The sequence below is a fragment of the Brucella cytisi genome (assembly GCF_038433355.1).
GTDB classification, from domain to species: Bacteria; Pseudomonadota; Alphaproteobacteria; order Rhizobiales; family Rhizobiaceae; genus Brucella; species Brucella cytisi.
This window is the reverse complement of sequence record NZ_JBCAUP010000041.1, coordinates 1-16053: the sequence shown is the minus strand read 5'-3', so window position 1 is coordinate 16053 and position 16053 is coordinate 1. Positions and strand designations below refer to the sequence as shown.

The window sequence follows — 16053 nt, the reverse complement described above, 5'->3', positions numbered from 1 at the left end:
CATTATGAGCGTTAATCTCGCAGCCTTCCTTTATCTCGTCTCCGGCGTGTTGTTCATTCTGGCGCTGCGCGGCCTGTCGCATCCGACGACCAGCCGTCAGGGCAATATGTACGGCATGATCGGTATGGCGATTTCCATCGTCACCACGCTTCTGCTGGCGCGTCCAAGCTTCGGCGGCCTGGTCCTGATCGTCATCGGTATTGCCATCGGTGGCGGTATCGGTGCCGTCATTGCACGCCGCATCGCCATGACGGCCATGCCGCAGCTTGTTGCCGCGTTCCACTCGCTGATCGGCCTTGCCGCCGTTCTGGTGGCCGCTGCCGCAATTTACTCGCCGCATTCCTTCGGTATCGGCGAAGTGGGCCAGATCCACGGTCAGGCGCTGATCGAAATGTCGCTGGGCGTGGCCATCGGCGCAATCACCTTCACCGGCTCGATCATCGCCTTTCTCAAGCTTGACGGTCGCATGTCGGGCAAGCCGATCATGCTGCCGGGACGTCATGTCATCAACGCCGCTCTGGCCGCAGCCATCGTGTTGCTGGTCGTTGTGCTGGTGAACACCGAAAGCCATTTCGTGTTCTGGCTGATCGTGCTTCTGTCGCTGGTGTTCGGCGTGCTGATCATCGTGCCAATCGGCGGCGCAGACATGCCGGTCGTGGTCTCCATGCTCAATTCCTATTCGGGCTGGGCAGCGGCAGGCATCGGCTTCACACTTGGCAATCTGGCGCTGATCATCACCGGCGCGCTGGTCGGCTCTTCGGGCGCGATCCTGTCCTACATCATGTGTAAGGGCATGAACCGTTCGTTCATCTCGGTCATTCTCGGCGGCTTTGGCGGCGATACGTCCGGCGGTCCGGCTGGTGAGGTCGAACAGCGCCCGGTCAAGCAGGGTTCTGCCGACGATGCGGCCTTCATCATGAAGAACGCTTCCAAGGTCATCATCGTGCCGGGCTACGGCATGGCGGTGGCGCAGGCGCAGCACGCGCTGCGGGAAATGGCCGACAAGCTCAAGGCGGAAGGCGTGGAAGTCAAATACGCCATCCATCCGGTGGCCGGTCGTATGCCGGGCCATATGAACGTGCTTCTGGCCGAGGCCAACGTGCCTTACGATGAAGTGTTCGAGCTGGAAGACATCAATTCGGAATTCGCGCAGGCCGATGTGGCTTTCGTGATCGGCGCGAACGACGTCACCAATCCGGCGGCGAAGACCGATCCGAAGTCACCGATCTTCGGCATGCCGATCCTTGATGTCGACAAGGCAGGCACGGTTCTGTTCATCAAGCGCGGCATGGGCTCCGGCTATGCGGGCGTGGAAAACGAACTGTTCTTCCGCGACAACACCATGATGCTCTTCGCCGATGCGAAGAAGATGGTGGAGAGTATTGTGAAAGCCCTCGATCACTAGGCCTTCGATATTCGGGTTCTGGCGGCCTGCAAATGGCGCGGTTCTGCGCTTCCGGTGCTCATGTACGTTAAGTACACTCCGCTCCGGTTCTCGAACCTCACCATTTTCGGCACGCCATTTCCCCGAATCTCATAAGGCCGGAGTGCCCGGTTGGAAAACAAAAAGGCGGCTTCGAGCCGCCTTTTTGTTTGAGTTTTCGATCGGGCTTCAGCCGTAGATCATCTTGTCCTGCAACGCGCGCAGTTCGGCGATCTTGGAGCCCGGCTGCGGTGCCGCATTGGCATAGGTGATGAGTTCGCCCTTCCTGATCGGCGCGATGACCGTGCCGTTCTGGAGCAGGCCGCAGGGGATGGCCTTGGCCGCACGCGCTTCAGGCGTCGTCATGATCCACGAGCGGTAGCAATATTGCCCGATGGCATCCAGATGATCGCCGGGCTGCAAGTCCTTCTTGGCGACGGCGCAGACTTCCGCCACAGGCTTTGGCAGCGGCACCATATCGGTCTTGCCGTGCAGCACGACACGAGCGACGGTGAGCGGCACTTCCAGCGAGGTGAGGTGGAAAGGCCGATGGAAGGTGAAGTAGGGGCCTTTGCCCATCTTCAGGTCTTCCAGACGTTCGACCAGGCGCGGATGTTCCATCTTGGCGATGACGAAGACACCGGGCGACACGCCGCGCCCGATGGAATAATCGACCACGCCGGTCTTGTTCAGAACACCGCCGTCTTCCTTCGGAATCAAAGTGCGGTTCAGCTCGTTAATGGCTGCCTTGGGGCCATGCATGCCCGCAATATCCGGCACAAGGCCGGTTGCATTGGCGATGGCCGCCATTTCAACCATCGTTTTGGAACCATCGACGAACTCCACCAGCAGGCGGACATTCATATTCCGGCGGTCGGCTTCTTCCTGATAGTCGTCTGGGATCGCGTCGAAATTGAGCGGATTGTTCTTGCCCTTGCCAGCGGCCACGACCTTGTGCCCCATGGCGGAAACGAACTCGATCAGTTCCATGCAGGATGACGGCTCGTCGCCCGCGCCAAGGGAATAGATCACGCCCTGCTTGTCGGCCTCGGCCTTGAGGTAGGGCCCGATTGTGACATCCGCCTCGACGTTCATCATGACGAGATGCTTGCCATTCTGGATGGCCTTGATGCCGGTCTCGGCACCCACTTCCGGAATGCCGGTCGCATCGATGATGACATCGAGCAGCGGATTGGAAAGGATCAGGTCATTGTCATCGGTGACGGCGATCTTGCCGTTTTCGATGGCGCTGGTCATTGCGGATTCTGTGCGGGCTTCTCGCGCGTTTTCCTCGTCGCCATAGGCGGTGCGGACAGCTTTGAAAGTGTTGGGTAGTCTGCGGGCAGAGAGCGCGCCGACTTCGATGCCCTGCATCCGCGCCACCTGCGTGACGATGTCGGTGCCCATTTCGCCAGCGCCAATCAGACCGATGCGGATCGGCTTGCCGGTTTCCGCTCGCGCTGCGAGATCGCGCGCCAGTCCTACCAGTGCCACATTTGTCGTCATGAAACTCTCCGCAAAACTTCAAGGCCGCTTCTTCGCGGTAATTTTGTCACGCTTATGTTGTTATAGATGCGTATTGGATGAACAGTCTCTATATCAACACTGACAGACGCGCATCCCCAAACTGCGCGACAAAATATGCATCCCTTTAGTGGGCCACTGGAGCCAAAATGAGCAGCGTATCCCCTTTCGATCTTGTGATCTTCGACTGTGACGGCGTTCTTGTCGATAGCGAGCCGCTTTCCTGTCTGGCTTTCGAGCAGGTCTATGCCAATCACGGCATGAAGCTGCCGGAAGGAACAGTCGCCAAGGGCATCGGTATGAAGCAGGCCGATATCATGAAGATGATCGAGGACATGACCGGGCACCGTCTGCCGGAGGAGGCTACGAGCCAATTCTGGCCCGAGACGAAAATCCTGTTCGCGGAGGCTCTGCAGCCAACCATCGGCATTGCCAACTTCCTGCGCGATCTGCCGCAAAAGCGTTGCGTGGCATCGTCGTCGCAGCCGGAGCGTATCGCATTCAGCCTGGAAAAGACCGGCATCAGCCATTATTTCGGCGATGCCGTTTACTCGTCCAGCATGGTCAAGCGCGGCAAGCCAGCGCCAGACCTGTTCCTGTTTGCAGCCGACAAGATGGGCATCGATCCGGCGCGTTGCGTGGTGATCGAGGATTCTCCCTTCGGTGTCGAAGGCGCTATCGCGGCAGGCATGACGGCATTCGGCTATACGGGCGGCGGACATACCTATACCGGGCACGCCGAAAAATTGACGGGCAGGGGTGCGCATAGGGTTTTCTCGCACTGGGATGATATAGCACGGGAAATTCTGGTTGCCGCCTGAGTTTTATGGGTTAAACACAAGGCAAATCACATCAGCAGGAATAGCCAGCGAATGAAAGACGCAATCACGCTCGACCAGTTGCGCGAGGCAATCGGCACGGAAGTCGGATGTTCCGAGTGGCGCGAAGTCACGCAGGAAATGATCAACCAGTTCGCAGATGCGACCGACGATCATCAGTTCATCCATGTCGACCCGGAACGCGCCGCCAAGGAAACGCCGTTTGGCGGCACCATCGCGCATGGCTTCCTGACGCTGTCGCTACTCTCTACGCTGGCTTACGAAGCGCTTCCGATGCTGGAAGGTGCTACGATGGGCATCAATTACGGCTTCGACAAGCTGCGCTTCATGTCGCCAGTCAAGACCGGCGCCCGCGTGCGCGCCCGCTTCAAGCTGGCGGATGCGGATATCCGCCCGTCAGGTCGCGTGGTCAATCATTATGATGTGACGCTGGAAATCGAAAACTCGCTGAAGCCTGCGCTGACGGCCACCTGGCTGACGATTGCCGTCGTGGAGCCGCCGGAGGCTTAAGCAGTTCAAGCCGCTTCGCTATGCCGAACCGGAAGCCGTCCTTCTTCATCGAGAGGGGCGGCTTTTCCTTTGTGTTCGGTCATCAGATCGCGGAAGAAGAACGGGCCGTGCAGGAACATGCCGAAATCGTAGAAATTCTTCTTCTCCGCCCCGCGCATGTAAAGCAGATGCATCAGGAAGAAATTGCCCTTCGACCGCTTGTAGCGGTTTTCGCTGTGCACGTTCTTGAAGCGGATGCGGTTGATAAGCGGCGGGTTGGTGGTCTCTAGCTTCAGCACCTTGGCCGGGTCCGAGCCGTAGAAGTGGATAATGTCGGTCAGCACCTGGAATTCCGACCACAGGACCGGGCTTTCCTCGATCACCACGCGCACGTCCTCGCGCAATGATTTCGCCTTGGGATGGAGAGCGATCATCATCAGGCATGAGCCGATGGCGAGCAGCGACACGGGCTGTTTTGCCAGAAGATTGGGACGCACACGCTGCAGGTCGGCAAGCGCCTCCACTGCAGGAACCGTGCCAAGACTATGCGCAACGATGATGACCTCATCGGCATTGCTGGCTTCGATCTTCTGCTTCAGGGCTTCCGCAAAAGCCTTGCGCCGCTGGTTGAGCTTCTCGTTGCGCCCGTGGATACGATCATAGGCCGCAGACCAGTCGTCGAGCAGATAGGACATGAAAAACCGGTCGCCGGGTTTGCGCACGAGCAGGGTTGCGACGACGGCGGCAAGTGGAACCGACCACAAGAGATGCAGCGCGGAAAGGCCTGCTGCCATCGGTGTGAAAGCGAGCAAGGCAGCGATAGCCAGAATCGCCAGCGACAGCAGAAATGGCCACAGGAAAAACAGGACAAAGCGCCAGCTCGTCGTCAGATAGCGCCACAGCGTTCCGGTGAAGAGGATGTTCAGGAATGCGTGAAAGCCGGTCAGCATCCGCTTCGGTGTGGAGCGCGCGGCGTAATCGTCAAAAATATCCGCAGTGCCGAACTGGCAGAATTCGGTTTCCGTCTGCCAGCCATTGCCCACGGTGACGGCAGTGGTCGTGCCGCAATCGTCAGGCTCCTCGGTCATGGGCGGAAGCTTGGTCTTTGCCTTCCACAGGCGGTCGAAATCCTTCAGGGCCTGCGCGTGGCGCACGCGGACGGCTTTCGGGTGCAGACCTTCATAGCCTGTGAACTGGATAACGAGTCGTTTGCGGAGGGACATCAGGAGAATCGGATAAATTGAGAGGAGGCATTATCGGTTTGCTGGCAAAATGCTATGCATAGCTATTGAGGCCGAATTATGCGGGAAACGCGTGCCGCTTAGCCTATTCGCGCGGTTGCGGCCATAGTAATTCGTGTGCAAGCCGGTATTTCACGCAAGCCGGTGGGCAAAGTTGCATCTTGAGGTGGACAGGCTAGGCTCTTTCTGGTATTAGCCACGACCAATTTGCAGCGTATCCGTTGCGAAGCTTGGGAGCCTTTGGGCGTTGCTCGGCCGGTCAGACCGGCTGAAATCGTTAAAAGACCCCCTAACGGCCTCAGGCTTAACCGAAATTCTAACCGATACGGGAATACACGTGCAGGTACTCGTCCGCGATAATAATGTTGATCAGGCTCTCCGCGCTCTCAAGAAAAAGATGCAGCGCGAAGGTATCTTCCGCGAAATGAAGATGCGCGGCCACTATGAAAAGCCGTCCGAAAAGCGCGCTCGCGAAAAGGCAGAAGCCGTTCGTCGTGCACGCAAGCTGGCCCGTAAGCGCGCTCAGCGTGAAGGTCTCATCGGCGGCCGTCCGGGCGCTCGCTGATCGACCTTGAAAACAGGCGCTGCTGGACAGCGCCTTTTTTGCTTTCCGGTGCTGGCTTCAGCTTGCGCCGGATTTTGCACGTTTTGACTTCAGATATTTGAGGTTGTTTCCCGCGCAGTGTGAAGCGATTTTATGTCGGCTAGTGGATTGAATTTGACGTTTGATACCCGTCCGACATTGATCCCGTTTCAAACGTCGGAATCAGACCACTAGATGTATTTTCATAACTTCGAGCCTCTATTTTTAATGCAGCGTTACGAAAAGTTTATGGACTTCTTGCACACCATTATGTGTAAAAACAAATAATTAGGATATTCAACTGTCAGGCGGGTTATCCGAAGGCAAGCCAAGCTTAAGAACATGCCGCCTTTTTGCTGTTTTTATCTGCTGGTTGAGACCAGTATAATACCGTAACAGACAGAATAGCCCGGCATGAGTTAGCCCCGCAAACCGGGCTGGCACGGGATGGAAAAGAGGCAGAAGGGCCTTGCGCCCCTATGCGAGCTGAAAGGAATGCAGTCGTTGCCCACGCGCTTGAAGATGATGCAATCGTCTGGAACAGGTCGAAACGGCCTTCTCATTGCCGCCGCACTTCTGGCTTTGACCGTTGCTGGCTGCCAAAGCTCCACAACCACCGCACTCAGCACTGTCGATAAGGCGCAGGGGTCGAGCGAGAACATCAGTTCGCTGACAAGCGTGATCCAGAGCAATCCGCGCGATCCGGAAGGCTACAATGTGCGTGGTTCCGCCTATGGCAAGTCCGGGCGCTACAAGGAAGCGCTGCGCGATTTTGATCAGGCAATAGCGCTCAATCCGAATTTCTATCAGGCCTATGCCAACCGCGCGCTGGTCTATCGCTATATGGGCGACAGCACCAAGGCCGTGCAGGATTACAGCAAGGCCATCCAGCTTAATTCGCAATATGACGCTGCCTATATCGGGCGCGGCAATGTCTACCGTCAGGCGGGCCGTCTCGATCAGGCGCTTAGCGACTTCAATCAGGCTATTGCCCTGCAGACCACCGACGGTCGCGCCTACCATAATCGCGGCCTGATTTATCAGGCCAAGGGCCAGCACAAGCAGGCCATCGAGGACTTCTCCAAGGCAATTTCGCTCAATTCCACGGCGCCGGAACCTTATAACGGTCGCGGCATTTCCTATGTGGCGCTCGGCGACTACGACAATGCCTTCGACGATTTCAACACAGCCATTACGCTTGACCAGAATATTGCGGAAAGCTGGGCCAATCAGGCGCTTGTCTACGAGCACAATGGCGACAAGGCCAAGGCTGCGAATTCCTATTCGCGCGCGGTACAGCTTGATCCGAAATATCAGCCTGCAAAAGACGGTCTGGCCCGCACACGCGGATAACCTTCGATATTATCAAGAATTGAAGAGTGATAGCGGCGTTTTCCAAAATCGAAAGCGCCGCTTTTCTTTATAGTTGGCCGCGATATATTGAATCTTATGTCGCTCTTCGATCACATCGGTTTCAAAGCCCGTAACGTCAATCGCAGCCTTTCCTTTTACGAAAGCTGCATGCCTGAACTTGGCCTGGAGGTCATTGCCCGATCAGGCAGCGGTTTCTTCGTCAGCGGGGGAGAGCGGGCGCCGGTTCCGTTTCTATGGATCCATGGCAGCCACGATGGGGCAGGCGCTGGCGAGGACAAGCCCGGCGACCGCCTGCACCTGATGTTTACAGCCGGAAGCCGCGAGGCGGTGGAGGCGTTTCATGAGGCCGCGCTGAAGGCAGGCGGCAGGGATAGCGGCGGCCCCGGCTATCAGGGACCGGAAGAGATGGGCTATTACGCGGCACTGGTCTTCGATCCGGACGGAAACACGCTGGAAGCGGGTTTCCGCGAGAGGAAAAGATAAGCGGACCAGTAAAGGGTCAGGCGCGCAGGTTGCGCTTGTCCAGACGGCTCACCAGCCGGTCGCCGATCCACTGGATGCCGCAAACCATGATGATGAGGATGATCACGACTGCGATCATGATCTGCGTCTCGAAGCGCTGATAGCCATAGCGAATGGCAAGATCGCCGAGACCGCCAGCACCGATGGCGCCCGCCATTGCCGATGCGCCGACCAGAGTGATGATCGTGACCGTGAAGCCCGCGATGATGCCCGGCAGGGCTTCCGGAACCAGCACTTCGCGCACGATGGTCCAGCGGTTTGCACCCATGGAGCGCGCGGCTTCGATGAGGCCGTGGTCCACTTCACGCAACGACACTTCCGCAATACGCGCATAATAGGGAATAGCGGCAATGGAAAGCGGCACGATGGAGGCCCATGTGCCGATGGACGTGCCGACGATGAAGCGCGTGACGGGAATGAGCGCCACCAGCAGAATGATGAACGGAACCGAGCGGAAGCCATTGATGATGGCGCCGAGGATCGTGTTCAGCGTCAGGTTCTGTGCGAGGCCACCCCGTTCAGTCAGGATCATGATGAGGGCAAGCGGCAGACCGACGACGAGCGAGATCAGGCTCGAAAAGCCGGTCATGATGATGGTCTCCCAGAAGGAGCGCCAGAGAAGATCAAGCATCGCCTGAGACATAGCCGAGTACCTCCGTGGCGTCTGCATGGGTGTTGAGATAGGTGATTGCGGCGTCGAACTTCGCTTTGTCCTCAGCGGGCAGGCTGATGAAGAGCGTGCCGACTGGCTCTCCCTGGATCGTGTCCATGCCGCCATGGATCAGTTGCGGCACAAGGCCGGTGGTCACTGTCACATCGTTGAAGAATGCGCCTTTTGCGGCTGCGCCCGACAGCTTTACCTTCAGTACGGCGAGGGCGCCGGATTTTTCCAGCTGGTCGCGCCAGACGGCAGGCAGTTCCGGCGTCAGCACCTGCAACATGCTTTGCGTGACGGGCGATTGCGGATTGGCAAAGACTTTCCAGACCGGACCGTCCTCGGCGATAGCGCCGTGGTCGAGCACGATGACGCGGTCGGCAATGCGGCGGATGACTTCCATCTCATGCGTGATGAGCAGGATGGTAAGGCCGAGCTTGGTGTTGATGTCTTTCAGCAGCGCGAGAATGGACTGCGTGGTTTCCGGGTCGAGCGCGGATGTCGCTTCGTCCGAAAGCAGCACAGCCGGTTCGGCAGCAAGGGCGCGGGCAATGCCGACGCGCTGTTTCTGACCACCGGAAAGCTGGGCTGGATAATGCTTTGCCTTGTCGGAAAGGCCGACCAGTTCCAGAAGTTCCGCAACACGCCTGGCGCGTTCGGCCTTCGGCTTGCCCGCGATCTTCAGCGGCAAAGCGATATTTTCCGCAACCGTCTTGGCCGAAAGCAGATTGAAATGCTGGAACACCATGCCGATGCGGCGGCGCAAGGGGCGCAGTGCGTCTTCGCCAAGACCAGTGATTTCGCGACCTTCGATCAGGATCGAACCGGCATCCGGCTTTTCAAGGCCGTTGACGCAACGGATCAGCGTGGACTTGCCCGCGCCGCTGCGACCGATGATGCCGAGAATTTCGCCGCGCGCGACGGAAAGCGAAACGCCGTTGATAGCTGCCGTATCGCCGAACATTCGGCGCACGTCTTTCATCTCGACGATGAGCGCTGATGTGGCGGGTGGCTTTTCAATGGTCACGGTCGTTTCTTCTATAGTTTGATGCGCCGCTGCGAACAGCGGCTGTTTTATTAAGGTTCAAGGAAGGATGATGCCTCGCTCAAGCCATCAGTTTTTGCTGTGGCGATGCTTTAGGGCAATTTTTGTCGGTACGTCAATAAAAGCCGCGCCGGAAACGGTTCCGGCGCGGTCGTTCAAGCTTCAAAAGCGATTATTTCCAGGCCGGGATGCCGGTGCCCTTGTAGGCACGGTCGATTTCGGCCTTCACGGCGTCGTTCTGGAACGAAGCCACGAGGTTTTTCACCCATTCGGCGTTTTCATCTTCGGTGCGGACCGCGATGAAGTTGTTGTACGGGTTGTTTTCCTTCGATTCCCAGCCGATTGCCTCTTCCTTCTTGAGGCCTGCCTTTGCTGCCCAGTCGTTGTTCACGATGGCTGCATCGAGGTCATCAATGGAACGGCCGACAACACCGGCGTCGAGTTCCTTGATCTCAAGCTTCTTCGGGTTTTCGACGATGTCGATCGGGGTGGCCAGAATGCCTGCATCTGGCTTCAGCTTGATGAGGCCTTTTTCTTCCAGAACGCGAAGGGCGCGGCCTTCGTTCGACGGATCGTTCGGCACGCCGACGACAGCGCCTTCCTTCAGCTCGTCAAGGCTCTTGTGCTTGCGCGAATAGATGCCGATCGGCCAGACGGCGGTGTAGCCGGCGACGCTGATCTTGTAGCCGTGCTGCTTGACCTGCTCATCGAGATAAGGCTTGTGCTGGAAGGCGTTGGCGTCGATTTCCTTGCGTTCCAGAGCTTCATTCGGCTGGTTGTAATCGTTGAAGGTCACGCGCTCGATGTTGAGGCCGTGTTTCTTGCCTTCTTCGGCAACGACTTTCCAGACGTCTTCGTCTTCACCGCCCATGATGCCGACCTTGATGGTCTTGTCTTCTGCGTGGCTCGGTGCCGACGCGAAGCCGACAGTCAGTGCGGCTGCGGTGAAGAGAAGGGCTTTCAGACCGGCGCGACGGGTCAGCGTGTAGCGGGAAAGGACTGACGACATTTTGTTTTCCTTGTTTAAAAACTTTGGAGAGCCGGTCCCGGAAAGCGATCTTTTGAGATGATCTTTCTCCCCCTGCCCACCTTGTTGCCGATAATTCCCTTTTGTCAGGCAATAAACAAGGAAAATTATTTCAGAATTTGCCGAAGCCATGATGCCGAAATTGCGTTCACGAGACGGTGAGCGGATTGCCATTTCCGCTGACCGGGCACTCGGAAATCTGGTTCTAGCGGTTATCGGTGATAATCATCTGTGCGGCCTTCTCGGCGATCATGAGAGTCGGCGAGTTGGTGTTGCCGGAAGTGATGGTCGGCATGACCGAGGCGTCGGCAACGCGCAGGCCCGCAATGCCATTGAAGCGCAGGCGCGGATCGACGATTGCTTCCGCATCCTGCCCCATGCGGCAGGTGCCGACCGGATGGAAAATCGTCGTGCCGATATCGCCAGCCGCCTTTTCCAGCTGCTCCTGCGTTTCATAGCTCGGGCCGGGCTTGAATTCCTCCGGGCGGAACTTCTGCAATGGAGCCTGTGCCACGATATGGCGTGTGATGCGGATGGCGTCGGCGGCAACGCGGCGGTCGCTTTCGGTGGCGAGATAATTCGGCCTGATTGCCGGTTGTGAACGATGATCCGGTGACTTGACGTGGATCGAACCGCGGCTATCGGGGCGCAGATTGCACACGCTTGCCGTGAAGGCAGGGAAGGGGTGCACGGCCTCGCCGAATTTTTCCAGGCTGAGCGGCTGCACGTGATATTGCAGATTGGCGGTCTCGTAGGACGGGTCGGAGCGGGTGAAGACGCCGAGCTGGCTTGGCGCCATGGACATAGGCCCCGAACGGCGCAGCAGATATTCCAGCCCGATCATTGCCTTGCCGACAAGCTTGCTTGCCTTTTCGTTGAGCGTTGGAATCCCGGTAACCTTGTATGCGCAGCGCAATTGCAGGTGATCCTGCAGGTTTTCGCCGAGTTGCTTGCGCTCCAGCTTGATCGGGATACCCGCTTGCTGCAGCACGTCGCCGCGCCCGATGCCCGACAATTCGAGAATTTGCGGCGAGCCGACCGCACCGGCAGCAAGAATGACCTCACGCTTTGCCTTCACCGTGCGGGTGGTGCCGTTCTGGTCGAAGGTGACGCCGGTGGCGCGCAACTCCTCGATCTCGATGCGGCGCACATGTGCACCGGTTTCGACGGTGAGGTTTTTGCGATCCAATGCCGGGCGCAGAAAGGCCTTGGTCGTGTTCCAGCGAATGCCGCGCTTCTGGTTGACCTTGAAATAGGACACGCCTTCATTGTCGCCGCGATTGAAATCGTCGGTGGCGGGGATGCCCGCCGAGACGGCTGCATCGCGGAAGGCATCCAGAATATCCCAGTGCAGGCGAGCGCTCTCGACGCGCCATTCGCCGCCCGAGCCATGCAGATCGCTGGCACCTGCAAAATAATCTTCTGATTTCTTGAAGAGCGGCAGGATATCGTCCCAGCCCCAGCCTTCGCATCCGGCCTGACGCCACAGATCGTAATCGCGGGCCTGACCGCGCATATAGATCATGCCGTTGATGGAGGAGCAGCCGCCAAGCACCTTGCCGCGCGGATAGCCGAGCGAACGACCGTTCAGCCCCGGTTCGGCTTCCGTGGTAAAGCACCAGTCGGTGCGTGGATTGCCGATGCAATAGAGATAGCCGACCGGGATGTGGATCCAGGCGTAATTGTCCTTTCCGCCTGCCTCCAGCAGCAGCACGGAGCGGTTCTGGTCTGCGGAAAGCCGGTTCGCGAGGGCGCAACCTGCCGTGCCCGCGCCAACCACGATGTAATCGTAGGTGTCGGTCATGATCTCATATCCAGTAAAAGGCGGAGCCGCTATCGAACGAGCGTGCGGCTCCCGAAATGTTGGTTAGCCGAAGAGTTTCTTTCCAATTCGCGATCCATAGAACTCGCCTACGATTCCCTTACGGAAGAGGAGGACGCATGCCATGAAGATGACGCCCGTCACGATCGTTACCGGGAAGTCGGATGTTGCGAGATAGTTCTGCAGCGCAACGACGAAAGCAGCGCCGACGATGGGGCCTATGAGTGTTCCGATACCGCCCAGAAGCGTCATGAGGATCACTTCGCCCGACATCTGCCAGCCGACATCGGTCAGCGTTGCAAACTGGAAGACAAGCGCCTTCAGGCCGCCTGCAAGACCCGCGAGTGCTGCCGACATGACGAAGGCTGCAAGCTTGTAGCGGTTGACGGAATAGCCGAGCGAAACCGCGCGGTTCTCGTTTTCGCGTACCGACTTCAGGATCATGCCGAAGGGCGAGTTGATGATGCGCCAGATGACGAAGACGCCAAGGACGAACACGGCCAGCACGAAATAATACATGTTCATCGGCTGGTTGAGGTCGATGATGCCGAAGAGATATCCACGCGGCACACCCTGCAATCCGTCTTCGCCATGGGTGAAGGTGGCTTGCAGGCAGAAGAAGAAGAACATTTGCGCCAATGCCAGCGTAATCATCGTCGAATAGATGCCCTGACGGCGAATGGCGAGATAACCGATGACGAGGCCAAGGGCGGCTGCGGCGAGAACGCCGAGTACGAGACCGAGTTCCGGCGTGACGCCCCAGACTTTCACCGTATGGGCTGTGATATAGGCAGCGCCGCCGAAGAAGGCCGCATGGCCGAAGGACAGAATGCCGGTATAGCCCAAGAGAAGATTGAAGGCGGAGGCGAACAGCGCAAAGCACAACATCTTCATCAGGAAGATGGGGTAGACCATGAAGGGTGCAGCCAGCAGTCCCACAAGGGCGATGCCGAGGACGATGACCGAGAGGCTGTTGACGGCAGGCGCCTTGCTGTCGCGCGGGGCTGCGGTGGCCCTGAGAGCGGTCTTGAGAGCAGTATCAGCCATATCAGGCCTCCTTCCCGAACAGTCCGGCGGGTCGAACCAGAAGGACGATAGCCATGATGACGAAGATGACGATGCTGGAGGCTTCCGGATAGAAGACCTTGGTGAGGCCTTCCGCCAGCCCCAGCACATAACCGGTGATGATGGCGCCCAGGATCGAGCCCATGCCGCCGACGACCACCACGGCAAAGACCACGATGATGATGTTGGACCCCATCAGCGGGCTGACCTGATAGATCGGCGCGGCCATGATGCCCGCAACACCGGCAAGCGCCGCACCCAACGCATAGGTGAAGGTGAGGAGCAGCGGCACATTGATGCCGAAGGCCTTGACCAAAGTGGGGTTTTCCGTCGCGGCGCGCAGATAGGCGCCAAGCTTGGTCTTTTCGATCAGGAGCCAGGTGCCGAGGCAGACGAAAAGCGAGGCGACGACCACCCAGGCGCGATAGTTCGGCAGGAACATGAAGCCGAGATTGTGCCCGCCCGCAAGCGAAGGCGGCACGGCATAGGGCTGACCGGCAGCACCATAATAATAGCGGAACGTGCCTTCGATCACGAGGGCAAGGCCGAAGGTGAAGAGCAGGCCATAGAGCGGATCGAGATTGTAGAGCCGCGACAGGGCCACGCGCTCGATGATCGCGCCACCGAGGCCGACGATAAGCGGGGCGAGGATCAGCGCTGGCCAGTAGCCGATGCCAAGCCAGCTCAACAGCAGATAGCCGACAAAGGCACCCAGCATATATTGCGCGCCATGGGCGAAATTGATGATGCGCAGAAGCCCGAAGATGATGGCAAGGCCGAGACTCAGCATGGCATAGAAGGAGCCGTTGATGAGGCCGACCAGCAGCTGCCCGAGAAGTGCCTGCAAAGGTATTCCAAAAATCATTGTCATCGTGTCATACCCCCAGCGCTTCGTTGAGCGCCGCCATGCGGGCGGGCAGTTCGGCGGTGGGGAAGTTTTCCGTCACCACGCCATGATCCATGAGATAAAAGCGGTCGGCGACCTTGGCGGCGAAGCGGAAATTCTGCTCGACCAGCAACACCGTCATGCCACGTTTTTTCAACTCCACCAGCACATCGCCGATGCGCTGCACGATAACGGGCGCAAGACCTTCGGTCGGCTCGTCGAGCAGCAGCACCTTGACCCCGGTGCGCAGGATGCGCGCAATTGCCAGCATCTGCTGTTCGCCACCCGAAAGCTTGGTGCCGGGGCTGTTGCGGCGCTCATGCAGATTGGGAAAGAGTTCGTAGATTTCGTCGAGCGACATCGTGCCCTGACTGCCTTTGGCGACGACAGGCGGCAAAAGCAGGTTTTCATGCACGCTCAAGGTGGCAAAGATGCCGCGCTCTTCGGGCACAAAACCGAGACCTGCATGGGCGATGCGATGCAGCGGCACGCGCATGATGTCCTTGCCGTCGAGCGTGATGGTGCCAGTGCGCTTGCGGATGATGCCCATGATGGCACGCAGCGTCGTCGTCTTGCCGACGCCGTTGCGGCCAAGAAGCGTGATGGTTTCGCCGGGCCAGATATCGAGGTCGACGCCGTGCAGGGCATGGCTTTCGCCATACCAGGCATTGAGCCCGCGCACGGATAATAGCGGTTGGCCTCTATTCATGTTCGGTTCCCATATAGGCGGTGCGCACGCGCTCGTCCCTGGAGACGGTGGCATAATCGCCGGAGGCGAGAATTTCGCCGCGCTGCAGCACCGTGACGTGGTGGGCAATGTCGGCCACCACCTTGAGATTGTGTTCGACCATCAAGACCGCGCGATCCTTCGCCACATCGGCAATGAGGGCGGCAATGGTATGGACATCTTCATGGCCCATGCCCGCCATCGGCTCATCGAGCAGCAGAACCTTCGGATCAAGCGCCAGCGTGGTGGCGATTTCGAGCGCGCGCTTGCGGCCATAGGACAGATCGGCGGCCAGTGCATGACGGGCATCGGCAAGGCCGACCCGCTCCAGAAGCTCGATGGCCTGTGCGTCGAGCCGGTCGAGTGCTGACAGCGAGCGCCAGAACTGTGTGGCAAGCCCATTGGGACGCTGCAATGCGACCTTTACATTTTCCAGCACGGTCAGGTGCGGAAAGGTGGCCGAAATCTGGAACGAGCGCACCAAACCCATGCGGGCCACCTTGGCCGGATCAGTCTTGGTGATGGTTTCGCCCAGAAGCGTGATCTCGCCACTCGATGGCTGCAAGAACTTGGTCAGGAGATTGAAAACCGTGGTTTTGCCTGCGCCGTTGGGGCCGATCAACGCGTGAACACGAGCATGTTCCACATCGAGGTCGACATTCTTGACTGCATGAAAGCCGCCAAAAGACTTGCCCAGTCCGCGTGCCGAAAGAACGGTCTTGCCGGATGAGCCGCCATCGTTCGGCCCTGCTTCATGCAGGGCCGTCATATTGCCAGTTGCTGCGTTCATTCAACCAGCCTCTTTTTACTGCGTTACCAGCGGGCAGCCGC

At 58.5% G+C, this 16053-nt stretch carries 16 protein-coding genes; 6 read left to right on the top strand and 10 right to left on the bottom strand.

The features are described from left to right. The first annotated feature begins 4 nt into the window (after positions 1–4). Positions 5–1405: an NAD(P)(+) transhydrogenase (Re/Si-specific) subunit beta gene (locus AAE521_RS25305; protein ID WP_010659453.1), complete on the top strand. Its 1401-nt coding sequence runs from the start codon at positions 5–7 to the stop codon at positions 1403–1405. Positions 1406–1612: 207 nt separating this feature from the next. Here AAE521_RS25305 and AAE521_RS25300 read toward each other — a convergent pair whose 3' ends face one another. After that, the gene (locus AAE521_RS25300) at positions 1613–2929 is read right to left on the bottom strand and encodes a 1-deoxy-D-ribulose 5-phosphate reductoisomerase (protein ID WP_071632583.1); all 1317 of its coding nucleotides are present in this window, start codon (positions 2927–2929) and stop codon (positions 1613–1615) included. 167 nt (positions 2930–3096) lie between these two features. Here AAE521_RS25300 and AAE521_RS25295 point away from each other — a divergent pair, with 167 nt between their 5' ends. Next, complete coding sequence (locus AAE521_RS25295) at positions 3097–3768, top strand: HAD family hydrolase (RefSeq protein ID WP_012091465.1); 672 nt, start codon at positions 3097–3099, stop codon at positions 3766–3768. Between the two features lie 51 nt (positions 3769–3819). After that, on the top strand, positions 3820–4296 hold the full coding sequence (locus tag AAE521_RS25290) for a MaoC family dehydratase (RefSeq protein ID WP_010659456.1): 477 nt from the start codon (positions 3820–3822) through the stop codon (positions 4294–4296). A gap of 5 nt (positions 4297–4301) precedes the next feature. Here the strand turns inward: AAE521_RS25290 and AAE521_RS25285 are convergent, their stop codons facing one another. Beyond that, the gene (locus tag AAE521_RS25285; protein ID WP_342062873.1) at positions 4302–5498 is read right to left on the bottom strand and encodes an alpha/beta hydrolase; all 1197 of its coding nucleotides are present in this window, start codon (positions 5496–5498) and stop codon (positions 4302–4304) included. A 355-nt stretch (positions 5499–5853) separates the two neighbouring features. On the opposite strand from AAE521_RS25285, the gene rpsU reads away from it, so the two are divergent. From rpsU to AAE521_RS25270, 3 genes are all read left to right on the top strand, one after another. After that, positions 5854–6081 (top strand): 30S ribosomal protein S21, encoded by a 228-nt coding sequence (rpsU, locus tag AAE521_RS25280; protein ID WP_010659458.1) that lies wholly within the window; start codon positions 5854–5856, stop codon positions 6079–6081. Between the two features lie 513 nt (positions 6082–6594). Continuing rightward, positions 6595–7452: a tetratricopeptide repeat protein gene (locus AAE521_RS25275; RefSeq protein ID WP_010659459.1), complete on the top strand. Its 858-nt coding sequence runs from the start codon at positions 6595–6597 to the stop codon at positions 7450–7452. A gap of 96 nt (positions 7453–7548) precedes the next feature. Beyond that, positions 7549–7956 carry a VOC family protein gene (locus tag AAE521_RS25270; protein ID WP_010659460.1) on the top strand — a complete coding sequence of 136 codons (408 nt, stop codon included), beginning with the start codon at positions 7549–7551 and terminating at the stop codon, positions 7954–7956. 16 nt (positions 7957–7972) lie between these two features. On the opposite strand, the gene AAE521_RS25265 is transcribed toward AAE521_RS25270, so the two are convergent. The 8 genes from AAE521_RS25265 to AAE521_RS25230 all read right to left on the bottom strand — a co-directional run bounded on the left by AAE521_RS25265 (position 7973) and on the right by AAE521_RS25230 (position 16012). Next, positions 7973–8638 carry a methionine ABC transporter permease gene (locus AAE521_RS25265; RefSeq protein WP_010659461.1) on the bottom strand — a complete coding sequence of 222 codons (666 nt, stop codon included), beginning with the start codon at positions 8636–8638 and terminating at the stop codon, positions 7973–7975. Beyond that, complete coding sequence (locus tag AAE521_RS25260) at positions 8619–9677, bottom strand: methionine ABC transporter ATP-binding protein (RefSeq protein WP_071632586.1); 1059 nt, start codon at positions 9675–9677, stop codon at positions 8619–8621. The genes AAE521_RS25265 and AAE521_RS25260 overlap by 20 nt, the downstream gene beginning before the upstream one ends. Positions 9678–9867: 190 nt before the next feature. Next, positions 9868–10704 carry a MetQ/NlpA family ABC transporter substrate-binding protein gene (locus AAE521_RS25255; RefSeq protein WP_010659463.1) on the bottom strand — a complete coding sequence of 279 codons (837 nt, stop codon included), beginning with the start codon at positions 10702–10704 and terminating at the stop codon, positions 9868–9870. Positions 10705–10927: 223 nt separating this feature from the next. Continuing rightward, on the bottom strand, positions 10928–12526 hold the full coding sequence (locus tag AAE521_RS25250; RefSeq protein ID WP_342062872.1) for a GMC family oxidoreductase: 1599 nt from the start codon (positions 12524–12526) through the stop codon (positions 10928–10930). A gap of 63 nt (positions 12527–12589) precedes the next feature. Further along, a complete protein-coding gene (locus AAE521_RS25245; RefSeq protein ID WP_342062871.1) occupies positions 12590–13591 on the bottom strand; it encodes a branched-chain amino acid ABC transporter permease in 1002 nt (333 codons plus the stop codon). 1 nt (position 13592) lies between these two features. After that, positions 13593–14480 (bottom strand): branched-chain amino acid ABC transporter permease, encoded by an 888-nt coding sequence (locus AAE521_RS25240; protein WP_010659466.1) that lies wholly within the window; start codon positions 14478–14480, stop codon positions 13593–13595. Positions 14481–14484: 4 nt separating this feature from the next. Next, positions 14485–15204, bottom strand: a complete 720-nt coding sequence (locus tag AAE521_RS25235) for an ABC transporter ATP-binding protein (protein ID WP_010659467.1) — start codon at positions 15202–15204, stop codon at positions 14485–14487. Beyond that, entirely contained in the window at positions 15197–16012 is an 816-nt protein-coding gene (locus AAE521_RS25230; RefSeq protein ID WP_342061775.1) for an ABC transporter ATP-binding protein, read from the bottom strand. Before AAE521_RS25230 ends, AAE521_RS25235 begins: the two co-directional genes overlap by 8 nt. Positions 16013–16053: the final 41 nt, after the last annotated feature.

Coding starts and splice junctions, on each gene's coding strand:
- AAE521_RS25305 (WP_010659453.1), top strand. CDS start 5: ATGAGCGTTAATCTCGCAGCCTTCCTTTATCTCGTCTCCGGCGTGTTG.
- AAE521_RS25300 (WP_071632583.1), bottom strand. CDS start 2,929: ATGACGACAAATGTGGCACTGGTAGGACTGGCGCGCGATCTCGCAGCG.
- AAE521_RS25295 (WP_012091465.1), top strand. CDS start 3,097: ATGAGCAGCGTATCCCCTTTCGATCTTGTGATCTTCGACTGTGACGGC.
- AAE521_RS25290 (WP_010659456.1), top strand. CDS start 3,820: ATGAAAGACGCAATCACGCTCGACCAGTTGCGCGAGGCAATCGGCACG.
- AAE521_RS25285 (WP_342062873.1), bottom strand. CDS start 5,498: ATGTCCCTCCGCAAACGACTCGTTATCCAGTTCACAGGCTATGAAGGT.
- AAE521_RS25275 (WP_010659459.1), top strand. CDS start 6,595: ATGCAGTCGTTGCCCACGCGCTTGAAGATGATGCAATCGTCTGGAACA.
- AAE521_RS25270 (WP_010659460.1), top strand. CDS start 7,549: ATGTCGCTCTTCGATCACATCGGTTTCAAAGCCCGTAACGTCAATCGC.
- AAE521_RS25265 (WP_010659461.1), bottom strand. CDS start 8,638: ATGTCTCAGGCGATGCTTGATCTTCTCTGGCGCTCCTTCTGGGAGACC.
- AAE521_RS25255 (WP_010659463.1), bottom strand. CDS start 10,704: ATGTCGTCAGTCCTTTCCCGCTACACGCTGACCCGTCGCGCCGGTCTG.
- AAE521_RS25250 (WP_342062872.1), bottom strand. CDS start 12,526: ATGACCGACACCTACGATTACATCGTGGTTGGCGCGGGCACGGCAGGT.
- AAE521_RS25245 (WP_342062871.1), bottom strand. CDS start 13,591: ATGGCTGATACTGCTCTCAAGACCGCTCTCAGGGCCACCGCAGCCCCG.
- AAE521_RS25240 (WP_010659466.1), bottom strand. CDS start 14,480: ATGACAATGATTTTTGGAATACCTTTGCAGGCACTTCTCGGGCAGCTG.
- AAE521_RS25235 (WP_010659467.1), bottom strand. CDS start 15,204: ATGAATAGAGGCCAACCGCTATTATCCGTGCGCGGGCTCAATGCCTGG.
- AAE521_RS25230 (WP_342061775.1), bottom strand. CDS start 16,012: ATGAACGCAGCAACTGGCAATATGACGGCCCTGCATGAAGCAGGGCCG.